17 protein-coding genes are annotated in these 17,922 nt (G+C 75.5%); 13 read left to right on the forward strand and 4 right to left on the reverse strand.

What is annotated here, in order from left to right:
- Positions 1-22 precede the first annotated feature (22 nt).
- The gene (locus tag AC0QU1_RS11410) at positions 23-985 is read right to left on the reverse strand and encodes a TIGR03557 family F420-dependent LLM class oxidoreductase (protein ID WP_483576491.1); all 963 of its coding nucleotides are present in this window, start codon (positions 983-985) and stop codon (positions 23-25) included.
- A 198-nt stretch (positions 986-1,183) separates the two neighbouring features.
- Between AC0QU1_RS11410 and AC0QU1_RS11415 the strand changes: the two genes are divergently transcribed.
- Positions 1,184-2,164: an endonuclease/exonuclease/phosphatase family protein gene (locus AC0QU1_RS11415; RefSeq protein WP_483576492.1), complete on the forward strand. Its 981-nt coding sequence runs from the start codon at positions 1,184-1,186 to the stop codon at positions 2,162-2,164.
- Here AC0QU1_RS11415 and AC0QU1_RS11420 read toward each other — a convergent pair.
- On the reverse strand, positions 2,131-2,676 hold the full coding sequence (locus AC0QU1_RS11420) for an NUDIX domain-containing protein (protein WP_483576493.1): 546 nt from the start codon (positions 2,674-2,676) through the stop codon (positions 2,131-2,133). The two genes, AC0QU1_RS11415 and AC0QU1_RS11420, sit on opposite strands and share 34 nt — an antisense overlap.
- Positions 2,677-2,884: 208 nt before the next feature.
- Between AC0QU1_RS11420 and AC0QU1_RS11425 the strand changes: the two genes are divergently transcribed.
- Together AC0QU1_RS11425 and AC0QU1_RS11430 are read left to right on the forward strand one after the other, a co-directional pair.
- Positions 2,885-3,136 (forward strand): hypothetical protein, encoded by a 252-nt coding sequence (locus tag AC0QU1_RS11425; RefSeq protein ID WP_483576494.1) that lies wholly within the window; start codon positions 2,885-2,887, stop codon positions 3,134-3,136.
- A 12-nt stretch (positions 3,137-3,148) separates the two neighbouring features.
- Positions 3,149-3,448, forward strand: a complete 300-nt coding sequence (locus AC0QU1_RS11430) for a hypothetical protein (protein ID WP_483576495.1) — start codon at positions 3,149-3,151, stop codon at positions 3,446-3,448.
- Positions 3,449-3,598: 150 nt separating this feature from the next.
- Here the strand turns inward: AC0QU1_RS11430 and AC0QU1_RS11435 are convergent, their stop codons facing one another.
- Positions 3,599-4,399, reverse strand: coding sequence for an AAA family ATPase (locus tag AC0QU1_RS11435; protein WP_483576496.1), 801 nt, complete (start codon positions 4,397-4,399; stop codon positions 3,599-3,601).
- 171 nt (positions 4,400-4,570) lie between these two features.
- On the opposite strand from AC0QU1_RS11435, the gene AC0QU1_RS11440 reads away from it, so the two are divergent.
- The 10 genes from AC0QU1_RS11440 (at position 4,571) to AC0QU1_RS11485 (ending at position 16,971) form a co-directional block, all read left to right on the forward strand.
- Positions 4,571-6,022, forward strand: coding sequence for an FAD-dependent oxidoreductase (locus AC0QU1_RS11440; protein WP_483576497.1), 1,452 nt, complete (start codon positions 4,571-4,573; stop codon positions 6,020-6,022).
- A gap of 116 nt (positions 6,023-6,138) precedes the next feature.
- The gene (locus tag AC0QU1_RS11445) at positions 6,139-7,842 is read left to right on the forward strand and encodes a carbamoyltransferase family protein (protein ID WP_483616508.1); all 1,704 of its coding nucleotides are present in this window, start codon (positions 6,139-6,141) and stop codon (positions 7,840-7,842) included.
- Positions 7,839-9,434 (forward strand): HAD-IIIA family hydrolase, encoded by a 1,596-nt coding sequence (locus tag AC0QU1_RS11450; RefSeq protein WP_483576499.1) that lies wholly within the window; start codon positions 7,839-7,841, stop codon positions 9,432-9,434. The genes AC0QU1_RS11445 and AC0QU1_RS11450 overlap by 4 nt, the downstream gene beginning before the upstream one ends.
- Positions 9,431-10,546 carry a glycosyltransferase family 9 protein gene (locus tag AC0QU1_RS11455; RefSeq protein WP_483576500.1) on the forward strand — a complete coding sequence of 372 codons (1,116 nt, stop codon included), beginning with the start codon at positions 9,431-9,433 and terminating at the stop codon, positions 10,544-10,546. The genes AC0QU1_RS11450 and AC0QU1_RS11455 overlap by 4 nt, the downstream gene beginning before the upstream one ends.
- Entirely contained in the window at positions 10,543-11,550 is a 1,008-nt protein-coding gene (locus AC0QU1_RS11460; protein ID WP_483576501.1) for a glycosyltransferase, read from the forward strand. Before AC0QU1_RS11455 ends, AC0QU1_RS11460 begins: the two co-directional genes overlap by 4 nt.
- Positions 11,547-12,851 carry a glycosyltransferase gene (locus tag AC0QU1_RS11465; RefSeq protein WP_483576502.1) on the forward strand — a complete coding sequence of 435 codons (1,305 nt, stop codon included), beginning with the start codon at positions 11,547-11,549 and terminating at the stop codon, positions 12,849-12,851. The genes AC0QU1_RS11460 and AC0QU1_RS11465 overlap by 4 nt, the downstream gene beginning before the upstream one ends.
- Positions 12,848-13,504: a D-sedoheptulose-7-phosphate isomerase gene (locus AC0QU1_RS11470; protein ID WP_483576503.1), complete on the forward strand. Its 657-nt coding sequence runs from the start codon at positions 12,848-12,850 to the stop codon at positions 13,502-13,504. Before AC0QU1_RS11465 ends, AC0QU1_RS11470 begins: the two co-directional genes overlap by 4 nt.
- Positions 13,501-15,120 carry a PfkB family carbohydrate kinase gene (locus tag AC0QU1_RS11475; RefSeq protein ID WP_483576504.1) on the forward strand — a complete coding sequence of 540 codons (1,620 nt, stop codon included), beginning with the start codon at positions 13,501-13,503 and terminating at the stop codon, positions 15,118-15,120. The genes AC0QU1_RS11470 and AC0QU1_RS11475 overlap by 4 nt, the downstream gene beginning before the upstream one ends.
- The gene (locus AC0QU1_RS11480) at positions 15,117-15,860 is read left to right on the forward strand and encodes an SDR family oxidoreductase (RefSeq protein WP_483576505.1); all 744 of its coding nucleotides are present in this window, start codon (positions 15,117-15,119) and stop codon (positions 15,858-15,860) included. The genes AC0QU1_RS11475 and AC0QU1_RS11480 overlap by 4 nt, the downstream gene beginning before the upstream one ends.
- Before the next feature lie 55 nt (positions 15,861-15,915).
- Positions 15,916-16,971, forward strand: a complete 1,056-nt coding sequence (locus AC0QU1_RS11485; protein ID WP_483576506.1) for a glycosyltransferase family 9 protein — start codon at positions 15,916-15,918, stop codon at positions 16,969-16,971.
- Here the strand turns inward: AC0QU1_RS11485 and AC0QU1_RS11490 are convergent.
- Entirely contained in the window at positions 16,865-17,827 is a 963-nt protein-coding gene (locus tag AC0QU1_RS11490; protein ID WP_483576507.1) for an NAD-dependent epimerase/dehydratase family protein, read from the reverse strand. The two genes, AC0QU1_RS11485 and AC0QU1_RS11490, sit on opposite strands and share 107 nt — an antisense overlap.
- Positions 17,828-17,922 lie beyond the last annotated feature (95 nt).

A 17,922-nucleotide genomic window follows, 5' to 3' on the forward strand; every position in this document is an offset into this window, starting at 1 on the left:
CCGACGCTGGCGAGCTGCGCGCCTACAAGGCGCGGAGGCGTTCCACCAGTGGTCCGGCGGCCTCGGCCAGGAAGCGTTCCTGGTTGTGGTCGCCCACCTGCACGACGGCGAGGTCGGTGAACCCCGCGTCCAGGAACGGGCGGGCGCTCTCGGCCAGCTTGTCCAGGTCGGGTCCGCAGGCGATCGACGACGCCACGTCCTCGGGCCTCACGAACTGGGAGGCCCCCGTGAACCCGGCCGGCGTCGGCAGGTCGGCGTTGACCGACCACCCGCCGCCGAACCAGCGGAACTCGGTGTGCGCCCGCTCGACAGCCGCCTGCTCGTCCGGGTCCCAGCAGATCGGGACCTGTCCGAACACCCGTGAACCTCCCGGGTGCCCGTCGGTCCAGCCGCTCACCACCTCGCCGTCCGGCAGGGCCTGGACCAGGTGGTCGGCGAGCGGGGCGAAGCGCTCCACGCCGTGCTCGCCGGAGACGGCGATGCCGATCTGGACGCCGTCGTCCGGCACGTCCCAGAGGCGCGCCGAGTCGACGCGGAAGTGCTGGCCCTCCCAGGTGACGAGCTCGCCCGTGAGCAGCTCGCGGATGATGTGGGTCGCCTCTTCGAGGAGGTCGTGCCTCAGGGCGATGCTGGGCCAGCCCTCGCCGATCACGTGCTCGTTGAGGTTCTCGCCGGCGCCGAGCCCCAGCAGGAAGCGGCCGTCGGCCAGGAGCTGGAGCGTTGCCGCCTGCTGCGCCACGACCGTGGGGTGGTACCGCATCGTCGGACAGGTCACGAAGGTCATCAGCTCCACCCGGCTGGTCGCCTGGGCCACCGCTCCCAGCAGCACCCAGGCGTTCGGCGCGTGGCCCTGCTCCGGCAGCCAGGGGGAGTAGTGGTCGCTCGACAGCTCGAAGTCGAAGCCGGCGTCTTCCGCCGCCACGGCGTACCGCAGCAGCTCGCGCGGCCCGCTCTGCTCGGTCATGAGGGTGTACCCGATGCGCATCTGGACTCCTTACCGAGGTCGTGCCACGACCATAGGCAGGGTGCGCGGCCACTCGCGCGGCCCAGCGCGCACTCGCTCCAGTTGGCGCCCTCCAGCGCGCCGACCGGTTCACCCGGGTTCTTCTTCGCCGGTGGTATCAGCGCTCCAGGGTGCTTCTCCCCGGAGGTATCGGTGGTCCCAACCGCGCAGGAGCCCGACATGAACAGGTCGCCCAGCACCACTCCGCCGTCCGGCACGGTCCCTGGTGCCGTCAACGACGACGTCGGCCGGGTGCGCGGGGCGCTGGCTGCTCAGATCCCTGACAAGACCGAGAAGAACCTGCTGATCGGGACGTGGAACCTGCGCGCGTTCGGCGGCATCACGCACAAGTGGCAGTCGAGTCAGGACGACAGTCCCAGGCGGGACTGGCACGCGTTGTCCTGCATCGCGGAGGTCGTCGGACGGTTCGACGTGACCGCCGTCCAGGAGACCCGGCGGGACACCACCGCGCTGTTCGCCCTGCTCAACCTGCTGGGCCCGCGGTACAAGGTCATCGCCTCCGACGTCACCGAGGGCGGTCCCGGCAACGGTGAGCGCCTCGCGTACGTCTACGACACGGAGCGCGTTCAGCCCTCCGGCCTGGTGGGGGAGCTGGTCCTGCCGCCGGCGGCGCGAGGGGAGAGCGACGTCGAGCAGTTCGCCCGCACGCCGTATGCCGCCGGCTTCGTGCGCGGTTCGACGGAGTTCATCCTGACCACGGTGCACGTGCTGTGGGGCGAGGAGCCCGCCGACCGGATCGGCGAGCTGACCGCGTTCGCCACGTGGATGCGGGGCTGGGCCGACCGGCCCAAGGACTGGAACCGCAACCTCCTGGTGCTGGGCGACTTCAACCTCGACCGCATCGACGACCCGCTCTTCGACGCGTTCGTCTCCACCGGGCTCTGGCCGCCGGCCGAGCTCAACGATGTCCCGCGCACGATCTTCGACAACGACAAGAGCCATCACCAGTACGACCAGATCGCGTGGTTCAGCGACCCCACCCGGCCCGACGTGCCCTCGCTCCTGCACGGGCTCAGCTACACCGGGCGCGGCGGCAACTTCGACTTCGTGCCGCACGCGCTGCGGGATCTGACGAGAGCCCAGGTCTCGTGGCGGATCAGCGACCACTATCCGTTGTGGTTGGAGTTCGCCACGGGGTAGCCGGGGTTCGGCTCGCGTGTGCCGTAGGTTGGTACCCCGTTCTCGCACAAGATCGGCGCGGAGCCGTTCTTCACGGCAGCCAGTGCGGCCGACAGCCGGCGGGCGAGCGGGCTGGTCGTCTTGCCGTTGGCCTCTTCGAGTCGGTACAGCCCGACGGAGACGATCTCCGGGTCGTTCAGAGGGAGCGCGGCCAGCTCTTGCTCACTGATCGAGCCGCCGTCAAAGATCCAGGCGATGCCCTCGGGCATCCCGTCGTCCGTAGCGGCCTCGTGGTCGATGACCAGGGGACGCATGAGCTCACGAACGAGGCCCAGCTCTTCGGCCAGCTCTCGCGCAGCGGCATGCCAAGGCGACTCGCCGTCATCGACGACCCCACCAGGGACATCCCATTTCGTCTTGTACGACGGCTCGACCAGTACGACCCGGCTCGCGTCGTCGTACAGCAGGACACCCGCGGACATGCGTTTGCGTGGGAGCGAGGCGACGTACTCGTCGAAGGGCAGCAGGTTCACTGTTCGACCATATCGGCGCACCTGTTCGACCTGGATCGCCCGGTGGCGGGTGCGTTCCGCTTCCAGATGGAACTGGGGCGCGAGCACCGCCGGCCCGAGCGCGAGGCCTGGTTCCGGAAGCCGCACGGAGCAGCGCGACGGTCGGGAAGTCGTCTGACGCGGACCTCGGACTCCGATGGCAAGATGACTTGGCAAGGAGGCTTGCACAGTGGATGAGGTCGAGGGCATCCTGGTCCTGGGCAGCGCGCTCAAGCGCGGCTGGATCACGGAAGCGGACATCGAGCACGCCCTGGCGTTGTCGATCAGCAGCTACGACAACGAGGATGACGACGGGAACCTCTGGCAGATGACGGGGCGCGGGACGGCACACTGCTGGAGGTCGGGCACCGGTCCAAGTGGGGCATTCGGTTCGTGGTGTTCCACGCGATGGACGCCCGGGCTCAGTTCCTCCCCACGATGAAGAAGGGTGACGATGATGCAGATCGATGATCTGAACCTGACTCCCGCCGAGCGGGCCGAACTGGAGGCCTGGGGTGAGCAGATGGCCGCGAAGGCCGAGCAGGCTGACCCCGCCGACCTGCGGCCGACCGATCCTGTGCTTGAGGAGCTTCAGCGCGCCGCGGCCCGCCGGATCTACCTGACGAACGAGGCCGAGCGAGCCGTCCGTGAGGCCGTCGAGCACGCCCGAGCCAAGGGCCTGTCGTGGAACACCGTCGGCCAGGCCCTCGGCACGACCGGCGAAGCCGCCCGCCAGCGCTACTCCGCCGCCTGACCGTCGCCCTCGCGGGCTTCCCGCCTCCCACCTTTGCGGGAGGTCAGGGCTGGGCCTGCCACTACCCGGCACGGCGCAACCGCTTGAGCACACCCATCTCATGAGCGAAGTTCGCGACGCCCGCCGCCTCCGGATCGGTAACGTGATCGGTCATGAGGATGCCTCCTCGGCTGTCGCCCCGGCAGGTGGAGTGGCTCGGAGGCGGTGCACGAACCGCCCGGGGTCGGCCAGGAAGGCGCGCATGGTGACCACGGGGAGCGCGTCGTCGTAGTGGATCCGTTCGTGACCGTGCTCGTCGAGATGGTGGATCACCGCGCCGGGGATCGCTAGCAGGATCGGTGAGTGGGTCGCGATGATGAACTGCGACCCGGCCTCCGCCAGCTCCGTCACGCGGGCCAGCAGTGCCAGGCAGCCGGTCACGGACAACGCGGCTTCGGGCTCGTCCAGCACGTAGAGCCCGCTGGTGCCGAACCGGTGGGTCACCAGGTCCAGGAACGACTCACCGTGGGACCGCTCGTGCGGGGAGACGCCGCCGTAGACGGGCAGCAGGGGTGGGGCGTCCGGATCGTCGTGGAGACGTTCGATTTCCGTGGCGACGTTGAAGTACGACTCGGCGCGCAGGAAGAAGCCGTCCCGAGGCCGGCGGCCCGGGTGTCGTACCAGACGCAGGTGCTCGGCCAGCGGGACCTCGGTGGTGCGGGTGCTGAACTGGAAGTTGCGCGACCCGCCCTCCGCGTTCAGGTCCGCGGCTGCGGCGATCGCCTCGACGATCGTGGACTTGCCGCTGCCGTTGTCCCCGCACAGCAACGTCACCGGGTGGTCCAGGTCGAGCACCTCGCCGTCGGCCAGGGCTCGCACCGCAGGGATCGTGAACGGCCAGCCCTCCGACGGCAGCCGGTCCGCGCGGGCTTCACGCACGTACGGTCCACCAGCGGTACGAGTACGTGCCATGCCAACATCGTGCCCTACGGACGGGCGCATCGAACCAGGACACGTGGCCACAGCAACAACGAATGGAGGCGCCCGTCCACCACCCGGACAGTAGCGCTGCGAGTGCCCGCCCTCCGTGCCAGCCTGAAGAGGCCCCGCCGCGGGTCCGACCACCGGCACAGGAGGTGCACCGTGAGCGAGACTCCCCACGACGAGACGGCCGAAGCCACCGGCCCCGATGCCGACATCGAGACCGGCAGCACCGGCACCGGCACCCCCGCCGTCCTGGCCCCAGGCCCCCTGCGCACCGATATCGCGGTCGTGGGCGCGGGCCTCACCGGCGTCGTCACCGCCCAGCTCCTGGCCGACGGCGGCGCCGACGTCGTGGTGCTCGACGCGGGCGGCGCCCGCGCCACCACGACCGCCCGCTCCACCGGCAAGCTCTCGGTGCTGCAGGGCACGCGGCTCGCGCGCATCGCGCGGCACGGCGACGACGTGGTCCGGGACTACCTCGCCGCCGGCTTCGCCGGGCTCGGGTGGCTGCGCCGCACGCTGGAGGACCTGAACGTCCCGGTCGAGAACCGGGACGACCTGACGGTGGCGACCACCCCGGAGCAGGTGGCCGACGTCGACGCCGTGCTTGCCGTCTGCGCACGCCAGGGACTCGCCGCGCAGTGGGAGGACGACCCGCCCTATCCCGCCCGCACCCTGGGCGCGGTGCGCCTGCCCGGCCAGGCCCAGGTGGACCCGCTGCGCATGCTCTCGGCACTGCGGGCCCGCCTGCGGTCCAGCGGGGTCCCCGTGCACGACGGCGTCCGGGTCCGGCAGGTGCACCGGCGGCGGTCCGGCGTCGCGCTGCGTACCACGCGCGGCACCGTGCTCGCCGACAAGGTGGTGCTGGCCACCGGCGCGCCGCCCGGGCGGCTCGGCGGGCTGTTCCTGCGGCTGGAGGCCGGCCGCAGCCTGCTCACCACGTGGGAGGTGGCCGACCAGACGGCGCTGCCGCCCGGCTTCGCCGAGACCATGTCGATCACCGCCGGGTCACCCGTGCAGTCGCTCCGCACGGCGGACGGGCTGCTCATGGTGGGCGGTGAGGGCTACGCCGTCGGCCGGGAGCCGCATCCGGCGCGGCGGGTGGCGGCGCTCGACGACTGGACCGTCGCCCACCTGCCCGTCGGGTCGGCCGTGCACGCCTGGGCGGCCCAGGACTACACCAGCGACACCGGGCTGCCGTTCGTCGGACCGGCCGTGCCCGGCGACGAGCGGGTGCTCGTGGCCACGGGCTACGGCAAGTGGGGGCTCACCAACGGCGCGGCCGCCGGGCTGGCGCTCGCCGGGCGCCTCCTCGGCGACCCCGTGGAGTGGGGCCCGACGCTCGAACCGTGGGCCCGCCGGGCCGAGCCGAGTACCGGCACGGCGGCGACGTTCGGCGCGCAGGTCGAGGGCTGGGCCTGCGCCGCGACCCGGCCGACGGGACAGCGCGCGGGGGCGCGCCGCGTGTCCAGGGTCTGCCCGCACCTCGGCGGCGTCGTGCGCTGGAACGACCTGGACCAGTCGTGGGACTGCCCGGTGCACGGGTCGCGCTTCGCCGCCGACGGCACGCTGCTCGAAGGACCCGCCACGGAGCACCTCGCACCGCGCTGAGCTGCACGAGGGCGTGCGGGCACGCCGAGAAGCGGTTCGGGATGCGAGTGGTTCTCCGCTCCTCGAACGTAGAAGAGCCGGAAGAAGCCCGGTGACGACCCTCCGTGGAGGTCACTGTGCGAGTTCTCGGTGTGAACGCCCTCTTCCATGACCCGTCGGCCGCGCTGGTGGTGGACGGTCAGATCCTCGCAGCGGCCGAGGAGGAACGGTTCACCCGGCGCAAGCACGGCAAGCGTCCCGTGCCCTTCGCGGCCTGGGAGCTGCCGGAGCAGGCGATGCGGTGGTGCCTCGACGTCGGCGGGCTGACGCCGCAGGACCTGGACGCCGTGGCCTACTCGTTCGACCCGGCCCTGGCCAAGCCGTCCGACGAGATGGGCCTGCCCGACCCGTGGGACTGGCTGCGGCTGCGGTACGCCGAGCGGGCACCGCAGTTCATCGCCACCGCGCTGCCCGGGCTGAACCCCGCCGTCGTGCGCTACGTGCCGCACGAGGTGGCGCACGCCGCCTCCGCCGCGCTCGCGGCGCCGTTCGGCACGTGCAGCGTGATGTCGCTCGACGGGCGCGGCGAGCGGTCCTCGTTCCTCGCGGGCCGGTACGAGGGCGGGCGGCTCGAGCTGCTCGCGAGCCAGGAGCTCCCGCACTCCCTCGGCCTGGTCTACGAGTCCCTGACCGAGCACCTCGGGTTCCTGCGGTCGAGCGACGAGTACAAGGTGATGGCGCTCGCGTCCTACGGCCGGCCGCGGTTCCTGCCGGAGCTGCGCGGGCTGCTGCGCACCACGCCGGACGGCGGGTTCGCGGCCGAGGCGCCGGACTGGTCGCGGTGGGCGCCGCCGTCGGCGCCGGGGGCTATCGAGGAACGGACCAGTGCGGGCGGGCCGGCGCGCGACCAGGCCGACCTGGCCGCGTCCCTCCAGGCGTGCCTGGAGGAGCTGCTGGTCGAGCTGGCGACGGCGCTGCACGAGCGGACCGGCGACGACGCGCTGGCCCTGGCCGGCGGCACCGCGCTGAACTGCGTGGCCAACTCGCGGCTGTGGCGCGAGACGCCCTTCGAGCACGTGTGGGTGCAGCCCGCAGCCGGCGACGCCGGCACCGCCCTCGGCGCGGCCCTCCAGCTCACGGCGGAGGCGGGCGTGCCGGTCGAGCCCATGACGTCGGCGGCGCTCGGCCGGTCCTGGTCCGACGCCGAGCTGGCCCGGGTGCTGCACGCGGCGCGCGTGCCGTTCACGACCCCGGACGACCTGCCGGAGCAGGTGGCCGGCGTGCTGGCCGACGACGGCATGGTCGCCTGGTTCGACGGCCGCTCCGAGTTCGGGCCGCGCGCCCTGGGGCAGCGGTCCCTCCTGGCGCACCCGGGGCAGCGGGCCAACACCGACCGGCTCAACGCGGTCAAGGGCCGGGAGTCGTTCCGGCCGGTGGCGCCGATGGTGCTCCTGGAGGACGCCCCCGAGATCTTCTCGGGCGGCCCGGTCCCGAGCCCGTACATGCTCTTCGTGCACGACGTCGCCGCGGGGTGGCGCGACCGGATCCCCGCGACCGTGCACGTGGACGGTACGGCCCGCATCCAGACGGTGGACGACTCGCAGCCGCGGCTCCAGGCGATGCTCCGCGCGTTCCGCGCCCGCACCGGGCTGCCGGTCGTGGTGAACACGAGCCTCAACACCGCGGGCCGGCCCATGGTGGACAGCCCGCGTGATGCGCTGGAGATCTTCGGCTCGGCGCCGATCGACGTGCTGGTGCTGGGGCCGCACCTGGTCCGGCGGGCGGACCTCTTCGCGTCCGCGGAACCGACGCCCCCGCACACGCTGGGAGAGCCCGCATGACCCCGTCCTACTCCGTCGTCGTGCCGACCATCGGCCGTCCGCAACTGCGCGCGCTGCTCGCATCCCTCCGCGCGGCGACCGCCGCGGGCGCCAGGGGCGCCGAGGCCCCCGAGCCGCGCGAGGTGGTGATCGTCGACGACCGCCCGTTCCCCGTGGGCGGCCCCAACCCGCCCCTCGACCTGGGGCCCGGTCCGACCGGGGGAGTGCGCGTGCTGCGCACGGGCGGGCGCGGCCCCGCCGCGGCCCGCAACGCGGGCTGGCGCAGCGTCGGGACGGAGTGGGTGGCGTTCCTGGACGACGACGTGGTGGTGCCGCCGTCGTGGGCGGCCGACCTGGCGCGGGACCTGGTCGCCGCCGGTCCCGACGCGGCCGGCGTGCAGGGCCGGATCGTGGTGCCGCTGCCGGCGGACCGGCGGCCGACCGACCTCGAACGCAACACCGCGGGGCTGGAGCGGGCCGCGTGGGCGACGGCCGACCTGGCCTACCGCCGCACCGCCCTGGCGGCGGTGCACGGTTTCGACGAGCGCTTCGCCCGGGCCTACCGGGAGGACGCCGACCTGGCCCTGCGCCTGCGCGTGGCGGGCTGGGCGCTCCAACGCGGCAGGCGCACCGTCGAGCACCCCGTCCGTCCGGCCGGGGACCTGGCGAGCGTGCGCGCCCAGGCCGGCAACGCCGACGACGCGCTGCTGCGGGCTCTGCACGGCCCCGGCTGGCGCGAGCGCACGCAGGCGGGACCGGGCCGTCTGCCGTGGCACGTCGCGACGGTGGCGGCGGGCCTGGCGGCCGTGGGCAGCGGCGCGGCGGCGGTCCTGCGCGGCGTGCAGTCCCCGCGGGCGGCGCGCGCGGTCGCCGTGCGGTCCCCGGGACTCGCCCGCGCGACCGCCGCCGTCGCCGGTGCGGCCTGGGCCGGGCTGACCGCCGCGTTCGCCGGTAAGCGACTGGCGCCCGGGCCGCGGCCGGGCGACGCGGGCTACGGCGCCGAGCTGCGCCGGATGGTCGTGACCAGCGTGCTGATCCCGTTCGCCGCCGTGGCGCACCGGGCCGCGGGCGCCTGGCGGTGGCGCCGGGGCGCGCCGGCCTGGCCGCCGGCGGTCCGCGCCGTCCTGTTCGACCGGGACGGCACGCTGATCCAGGACGTGCCCTACAACGGCGACCCGGACGCCGTCGTGCCGCTGCCCGGTGCGCGCCGCGTGCTGGACGGGCTGCGGGCGGACGGCGTGCTGGTCGGCGTCGTGTCGAACCAGTCGGGGATCGGCCGCGGGCTGCTGACCACGGCGCAGGTGGACGCCGTCGACGAGCGGGTGCGCCGGGAGCTGGGGCCGTTCGACACCTGGCAGCGCTGCCCCCACCGGCCCGAGGACGGCTGCACGTGCCGCAAGCCCGAGCCGGGGCTCGTGCTGCGGGCCGCCGCCGAGCTCGGCGTGCCGCCAGCGCAGTGCGCGGTGGTGGGCGACATCGGGGCGGACGTCGGCGCCGCCGTCGCGTCCGGCGCCCGGAGCGTGCTGGTGCCGACCGGCGTGACCAGGAGCGAGGAGGTGTCGGCGGCCCCGGTGGTGGCCGACACGCTCGACGAGGTGGTGACTCTCGTATGACGACGCCTGCGAAGACGAACGGCCCGACCCGGGTGCTGGCGGTCCGGCTGGACAGCGACGGGGACGTGCTGCTGACCGGTCCGGCCGTGCGCGCGCTGGCCGCCACCTACGACCAGGTGGACCTCCTGGTCTCGGGCTCCGGTGCGCAGGCGGCCGACCTGCTGCCCGGCGTGACCGAGACGCTGTTGTTCGACGCGCCGTGGTCGGGGACGCAGCCGCCGCCGGTCTCGCAGGAGGCGGTGCTGGACCTCGTGGCGGGCCTGATCGCCCGGCGCTACCAGCTCGCGGTCATCTTCACGTCGTTCCACCAGTCGCCGCTGCCGATGGCGCTGCTGGCCCGGCTGGCCGGCGTGCGCAGGGTGGTCGGCATCAGCGAGGACTACCCCGGGTCGCTGCTCGACGTCCGGCACCGCCGTCCGCCGGGGCTGCACGAGGTGGAGGCGGGCCTCGACCTCGCCGAGCAGGCCGGCGCCCGGCTCCCGCTGGGCGACGACGGGCTGCTCGCGGTCCGCCGTCCGCTGCCGCCCCTGCCCGCGCCCGTCGCGCAGGAGCTGGGGGTCGACGGCGCGCTGGGCCGGCGCACCGTCGTCGTCCACCCCGGGGCCTCCGTGCCTGCCCGGGCGCCCCTGCCCGACGACGCCCGCGCCATGACCGAACGCCTGGTGGGTGACGGCTGGTACGTGCTGGTGACCGGCTCGGCCGCCGAGCGCGAGCTCACGGCGCACGTGGCGGGCGGCCACGCCGTCGACCTGGGCGGGCGGACCACCCTGGCCGAGCTGGCCGCGGTGCTGGAGAGCGCCGCGTGCGCGGTGGTGGGCAACACGGGCCCTGCCCACCTGGCCGCAGCCGTCGGGACGCCGGTGGTCAGCCTGTTCGCGCCGGTGGTGCCGGCCGACCGGTGGGTGCCCTACGGCGTGCCCCGGCTCGTGCTCGGCGACCAGGGCGCCGCGTGCCGCGGCACGCGGGCCCGCCAGTGCCCCGTGCCGGGCCACCCGTGCCTCGCGTCGGTGACGCCGGACCAGGTGGCGGAGGCCGTCGCGCGCCTCACCTACCTGCCGCCACGGGCCACCGCCTCGGCCGGGTGGGGCGGCGCCGAGGGGTGGTCCCGATGAGGATCCTGCTGTGGCACGTCCACGGGTCGTGGACCACCGCGTTCGTCCAGGGCGGGCACGAGTACCTGGTGCCAGTGCTGCCCGGCCGCCCGGCCGACGGGCGGGGCCGCGCCCGCACCTGGGACTGGCCGGGCACGGTGCGCGAGCTGGGACCGGACGAGCTGCGGCACACACTCGGCGCCGGGGGAGTGGACGTGGTGCTGCTCCAGCGGCCGTACGAGGCGCGGCTCCTGCGCGAGTGGACCGGCCGGCTGGCCGGGTACGACCTGCCGGCCGTGTACCTGGAGCACGACGCCCCGGGCGGGCCCGCCGCGGCCACTCGGCACCCGCTGGCCGACGTCGACGTCGTGGCCGCCGGGCGCATCCCCATCGTGCACGTGACCCGGTTCAACGCCCTCATGTGGGACACCGGCCGGGCGCGGACCGTGGTGATCGAGCACGGCGTGCCCGACCCGGGCCACCGCCGCACGGGCGAGCGCGAGCGGGTCGCCGCCGTGGTCAACCAGCCGGTCCGCCGGTGGCGGGCCGCCGGCACCGACGTGCTGCTGCGCGTGGCGAGCCAGGTCCCCATGGAGGTCTACGGGATGGACACGGGCTTGCTCGCCGAGCACCTGCGCCCGCTCGGCCCGACGGCGGCAGCGGCCGCGGGGCGCCTGTCCGACCTGCCGCAGGCGGAACTGCACCGCCGGCTGGCCGGCGCCCGCGCCTACCTGCACCCGTACCGGTGGACCAGCCTCGGGCTGGCGCTGCTGGAGGCCATGGCCCTCGGCCTGCCGGTGCTGGCCCTGCCCGTCACCGCCGCGTACGCCGCCGTGCCGCCGGAGGCCGGCGTGCTCAGCGCGGACCCGGACCGGCTGGCCGCGACCGCCCGGCGGTGGCTGCACGACCCGGCGGAGGCGGCCGCGTACGGCAAGGCGGCGCGCGAGCACGTGCTGGCCCACTACCCCCTCGACCTGTTTCTCGACCGCTGGACCACGTTGCTGACACAGGAGGTGTCCCCATGAAGATCGGCATGATCTCCGAGCACGCCAGCCCGCTCGCCGTTCTGGGCGAGGCGGACGCCGGCGGGCAGAACGTCCACGTGGCCGCGCTCGCGCAGCGCCTGGCCGCCGACGGGCACGAGGTGGACGTCTACACGCGGCGCGACGACCCGGCGCTCCCCGAACGGGTGCCCCTCGCCGACGGCGTCGACGTCATCCACGTGGACGCCGGCCCGCCCGAGCCGATCCCGAAGGACGAGCTGCTGCCCTGGATGGAGCCGTTCGGCGACCACCTCGCGGCGCGCTTCGCCGACCCGGGGCAGCGTCCCGACGTGCTGCACGCCCACTTCTGGATGTCCGGCCTCGCCGCGCTGCGCGCCACCCGCTGGTCCGCCCGCGAGGACACGCCGGAGGTGCCGGTGGTCCAGACCTTCCACGCCCTCGGCTCGGTCAAGCGCAGGCACCAGGGCGCCGCCGACACCAGCCCTGCCGCGCGCGTCCGGCTGGAGCAGACCCTGTGCCGCGAGGTGGACCTGATGGTCGCCACGTGCCAGGACGAGGTCCGCGAGCTGCGCCGGCTCGGCGCGACCGCCGACCGGATCCGGGTGGTGCCCAGCGGCGTGGACCTCGGGGTGTTCACCCCGGGCCCGGCCGGTTCCCACCGGCGGCGCGACAGCGCGCCCCTGCGGGTGCTGTCCCTGGGCCGGCTCGTGGAGCGCAAGGGCGTCGCCACGGTGGTCGAGGCGCTCGCCCTGCTCGCCGAGCGGGGGCACACGCGGGTGGAGCTGCTGGTCGCCGGCGGACCGCCGGCGGACCGGCTGGCGGACGACCCGGAGGTGCGGCGCCTGCGCGGCCTGGCCGAACGGGCCGGCGTCGCCGACCGGGTGCGCTTCCTGGGCTCCGTGTCCCACGACGACGTCCCGCGGCTCCTGCGCAGCGTCGACGTCGTGGCCTGCACGCCCTGGTACGAGCCGTTCGGGATCGTGCCGCTGGAGGCCGCCGCCTGCGGGCGCGCCGTGGTCGCCTCCGCCGTGGGCGGCATGCTCGACACCGTGGTGCACGACCGCACCGGGCTGCTCGTCCCGCCGCGCGATCCCGACGCGGTCGCGGACGCGCTGGCCCGGCTGACGGACCGCACGACGCGGCTCCGCCTCGGCGCCGCCGCCCGGATCCGGGCCGAGCGGCAGTACGGCTGGGCCGCCGTGGCCCGGCAGACCTTCGACGCCTACGCCCAGGTCGCCGTCTTCCCACCCGTCCGCCACCCGCACGGAACACGTGCGGTCGCAGCGGGCGCCCCGCTGCTCGCCGCAGGAGGTACCCGATGAGCTCCTCAGCCGTACACCCCACCGCCCTGAAGCCCGACACGTATGTCGCCCGGCGCTGGCTCCGCGACCACCGCGCGGACCTCACGGTCGGCCTGGACTACCTCACGGCGTCCCTCGGCCGGGTCGAGGCCTGGGGCCGGGACCTGGCCGACCGGATGCTGTCCGGGCACCGCCTGCTCGTGGCGGGCAACGGCGGCAGCGCCGCAGAGGCCCAGCACCTGACGGCGGAGCTGGTGGGCCGGTTCGAGTCCGAGCGCGTGCCGCTCGCGGCGATCGCGCTGCACGCCGAGACGTCCAGCCTGAGCGCCATCGTCAACGACTACGGCCAGGACGAGATGTTCGCCCGCCAGGTCGCGGCGCACGGCCGGCCGGGCGACGTGCTGCTGGGCCTGTCGACGTCCGGGTCGAGCGCCAACGTGCTCGTCGCGGCCCGCCGGGCCCGCGAGCTCGGCCTCACCACGTGGGCGCTGACCGGGCAGGCGCCCAACCCGCTGGCCGCCCTGTGCGACGACGTGCTGGCCGTCCCGTCGGCGTCCGGGTCGGCGGTGCAGGAGGTGCATCTGGTGGTGGTGCACGCGCTGTGCGCGGCGCTCGACGCCCGGGTCGCCCAGCGCACCGCGGCCGCGGCGGCCTCGGCACGGGTGCGGGCATGACCGGTACCGCGCCCGCCCAGGTCCCCGGCGGCGGCCCGCGGCCGTCGCTCACTTCCGTGCCGGACGCCGGGTTCGACGCCGTGCCCGACACAGGGCCCACGCGGCCACGGCTCGCCGTGGTCGGCGACGTCCTGCTCGACCGGGACGTCGACGGCACCACCACCCGCCTCGCCCCGGACGCCCCCGTGCCCGTGGTCGACGTGACGGGCGTGCGGCAGAGCCCGGGCGGTGCGGGCCTCGCGGCCCTGCTGTGCGCCCAGCGCGCCGACGTCGTGCTGGTCGCGCCCCTCGCGGACGACGCCGACGGCGCCGAGCTGCGCCGCCAGCTCGCGGGCGTCACGCTCGTCCCGCTCGGCCACGAGGGCCCGACGCGCCGCAAGACCCGCGTGCGCAGCTCCGGCCAGGGCATGCTCCGGGTGGACGACGGCGGACCGGGCGCGCCGGCCGGCGTCACACCCCAGGTCGCCGAACGCGTGCGCGCCGCCCTGGCAGAGTGTGACGCGGTGCTCGTCGCGGACTACGGCGGCGGGGTGACCCGCGAACCGCTCCTGCGCGAGGTGCTCGCCGAGGCGGCCGCGCGCGTGCCGCTCGTCTGGGACCCCCACCCCAGGGGCGGTGAACCCGTGCCGGGGGCGGCGCTGGTCACGCCCAATGCGGCCGAGGCGCGGCGGGCAGCGGGGGAGCTGGCCACACCACCTGGCGGTGACGCCGAGGTCCCCGCCGTGGCCGAGACGCTCCGCCGGGCGTGGCGCGCCCGGGCCGTGAGCGTCACGGTGGGGGAGCAGGGCGCGTTCGTCGCGACCCGGCCAGACGGCGGCGACAGGCCCAGCGCGGGGGATGACGGGCCGGGCAACGTCCGGCACGTGCCGACCCGGCCCGCCCACTCGCCGGACCCGTGCGGTGCCGGCGACCGGTTCGCCGCGACGGTGGTGGACCGGCTGGCCCGCGGCGACGAGGCGGCAACCGCCGTCCGGGAGGCCGTGGTCGCCGCGACCGCGTGGGTGGCCGCCGGGGGCGCGGACGGGTTCCGCCGGGCGCGCGAGGCCGGCCCGCCGTCCGGCCGCTCGTCCTTCGACGAGCCCAAGTCCTTCGACGAGCCCGAGTCCCTCGAAGAGCCCGAGTCCCTCGAAGAGCTCGGCGCCCGCCTCCGCGCCGCCGGAGGCACGGTCGTCGCGACCGGCGGCTGCTTCGACCTGCTGCACGCCGGCCACGTCGCGATGCTCGACGCCGCCCGGCGGCTCGGCGACCACCTCGTGGTGCTCGTCAACTCCGACCGGTCGGTGCGCCGCCTCAAGGGCCCCGAACGACCGGTCGTGCCGCTCGCCGACCGGATCCGGGTCCTGGAGGGCCTCAGCTCGGTCGACGCGGCCGTCGTGCTGGACGACGACGAACCGTCCGGCGCCATCACGGCCCTCCGGCCCGACCTGTGGGTCAAGGGCGGCGGCTACACGCCGTCGGACCTGCCCGAGGCGGCGGCCGTGCGCTCCGCCGGGGGCCGCGTCGTGACCCTGCCCTACCTGCTGCCGGGGCGCTCGACCACCGCGCTGGTCGCCCAGGTCCGCGCCTCCGGCCCGCTACCCGCCTCCGTCCCACCGACCATGAGGAGGTCGTCATGACCGCAACCACCACCCCCACCACCGCGTCCGCCCCCGCCAGGACAGCCCGCACCCCCCGGTCCGTCGGCACCGTCTTCGTCACGGGCGGCGCGTCCGGGCTCGGCGCCGCCCTCGTCGACGCGCTGACCGCCGCCGGCGGAACCCCCGCGGTCCTCGACGTCGCCGAACCGGCGGCCGACGTGCCGTTCGCCACCGCCGACCTCGGCGAACCGGGCGCCGCGCAGGCCGCCGTCGACTCGCTCGTGGAGCGGGTGGGGCCGCCGGACGCCGTGGTGACCGCCGCGGGGATCGACGCCTGCGGCCCCCTGCTCGACATCGACCCGGAGCACTGGGAGCGCGTGGTGCGCGTCAACCTGTTCGGCACCGTGTCGGTGATCCGGGCCGCCCTGCCGTACCTGGAGGAGCGGCACGGCACCGTGGTCACCGTCGCCTCGACCCTCGCCCTGCGCGGCGCGGCCGACGCGACGGCCTACTGCGCGTCCAAGTGGGGCATCCGCGGGTTCAGCCAGGCGCTCGCGGCCGAGTACGCGGGCCGCGTCGGCGTCACGTGCCTGATCCCCGGCGGCATGCGGACACCGTTCTTCGACGGCCGCACCGACCAGTACAAGCCGGGCCCGGACGCCGATCTCAACGACCCGGCCGCGACGGCGGGCGCCGTCGTCACCGCCCTCATGCAGCCGCCGGGCAGCGAGATCCGCGAGATGCTTGTGATGGCGTCGGGCGAGGCGTCATGGCCGTGACCGGACCGGCCCCGACCGGGCCGGCCCGCATCGGGCCGGCCCGCGGGAGCCGGCCATGACCGTCCTCGTACTGCGCGCCCTGGGCCTCGGCGACACCCTCACCGGCGTGGCCGCGCTCCGCGGGGTGCGGCGCGCCTGGCCCGGGCACCGGGTCGTGCTCGCGGCTCCAGAACCCCTCGGCCGGTGGCTCACCGACCTCGGGGTGGTGGACGACACGCTGCCGACCCAGGGCCTGGCGCAGCTCCCGTGGCCGTGGGCCGGGCCGGGCGGCGCCGACGACGCCCCCGGCTGCCTCGCGGTGAACCTGCACGGCCGCGGGCCCGAGAGCCACCGGGTCCTGCTGGGCACCCGGCCCGACGCCCTGGTCGCCTTCGGCAGCGCCGACGCCGGCCACCCCGGCCTCGCCTGGGACGACGACGAGCACGAGGTGCTGCGCTGGTGCCGGCTGGTGCGGAGCGTGGGCGGGCCCTGCGAGCCGGACGACCTCCGGCTCGGCCCGCCCGACCCGCCGGGCGGCCGGGCCGGGCACGTCGTGGTCCACCCCGGGGCCGCCGCACCCGCCCGGCGCTGGTCCGCCGCGCGTTGGGCGGAGGTCGTCGCGGCGCTCGCCGACGAGGGCCGCGACGTCACGCTGACCGGCTCACCGGCCGAGCGCGGGCTCTGCGCCCGGGTCCGGCAGGACGCCCGCACCAGCAGGACCGTGCGCGACACCTCCGGTCAGCTCGGGCTGCCCGCGCTCGCCGAGCTCGTCTCGACCGCGGGGCTCGTGGCCAGCACGGACACGGGCATCGCGCACCTGGCCACCGCCTACGGCACGCCGTCGGTCACGCTGTTCGGGCCGACCCCGCCGGCGCTCTGGGGGCCCGCGATCGACCCCGGCCGGCACGCCGTCGTCTGGCACGAGGAGGCGGGCGCCGCACCGCGCGACGCGAACGCCGGCCGGCTGGACCCGGCGCTCGCCGCGGTGTCGGTGCAGGAGGTGGTCGGGGCGTGCGAGCGCCTGCTCACGCTGCGCCTGCCGAGCGCGCCCGGAACCACGACACCGTCCGGTCCAGGCCGTCGGCCCACGCGACTCGCGGCTCCCAGCCCAGCTCCGTCCGGGCCAGGGTGATGTCCGGGCACCGCATGCCGGGGTCGTCCACCGGCCGCTCGACGTGGTCCACCGGCGAGCGTGACCCGGTCGCCCGGACCACGTCGTCGGCGATCTGCCGGACCGACAGCTCGTGCGGGTTGCCGAGGTTCATCGGGCCGGGGTGGCCGCTCCGCGCGAACGCGAGCAGGCCCTCGACCAGGTCGTCGACGTAGCAGAGCGACCGGGTCTGGGAGCCGTCGCCCGCGACGGTCAGGGGCTCGCCCGCGAGCGCCTGGCGGATGAACGTGGGCACCACGCGCCCGTCGTGCTCCCGCATGCGGGGGCCGTAGGTGTTGAAGATGCGCACGATCCCCGTGCGGGTCCCGAGCGTGCGGCGGTACCCGGCGGTGAGCGCCTCGGCGAACCGCTTGGACTCGTCGTACACGCTCCGCGGGCCGACGCTGCTCACGTTGCCCCAGTACTCCTCGGTCTGTGGGTGCACCTGCGGGTCGCCGTACACCTCCGACGTCGACGCGAGCACGAAGCGTGCGCCGTGCGCGTGGGCGAGGTCGAGCGCGGCGCGCGTGCCGCGCGACCCCGCGTCGAGCGTCTCGAGCGGGTGCTCCAGGTAGTCCACGGGGGAAGCGGGCGAGGCGAGGTGCAGCACGACGTCGACGTGGGGGCGCAGGGCCGCCCGGACGGGTCCGGCGGTGAGGCCCTTGGCGACGTCGCACCGCTCGAACCGCAGCGCGGGGTGCGCGCGCAGCTCGCCGAGGTTGTCGGTGGTGCCCGTCAGGAGGTTGTCCAGGCAGACGACCTCGGCGCCCGAGTCCACGAGCGCCCGGCAGAGCCTGCTCCCGACGAACCCGGCCCCTCCGGTGACGACGGCCCTCATGGCAGGTGCCCGGCGGGTGCGGTCCGGCAGCGGCTGTTCATCGGTAGTCCTCTCGCCGAGGTCCAGCAGCCTGGTCTTGACCGCACCCCACCACC

The organism is Promicromonospora noduliphila (assembly GCF_056951025.1).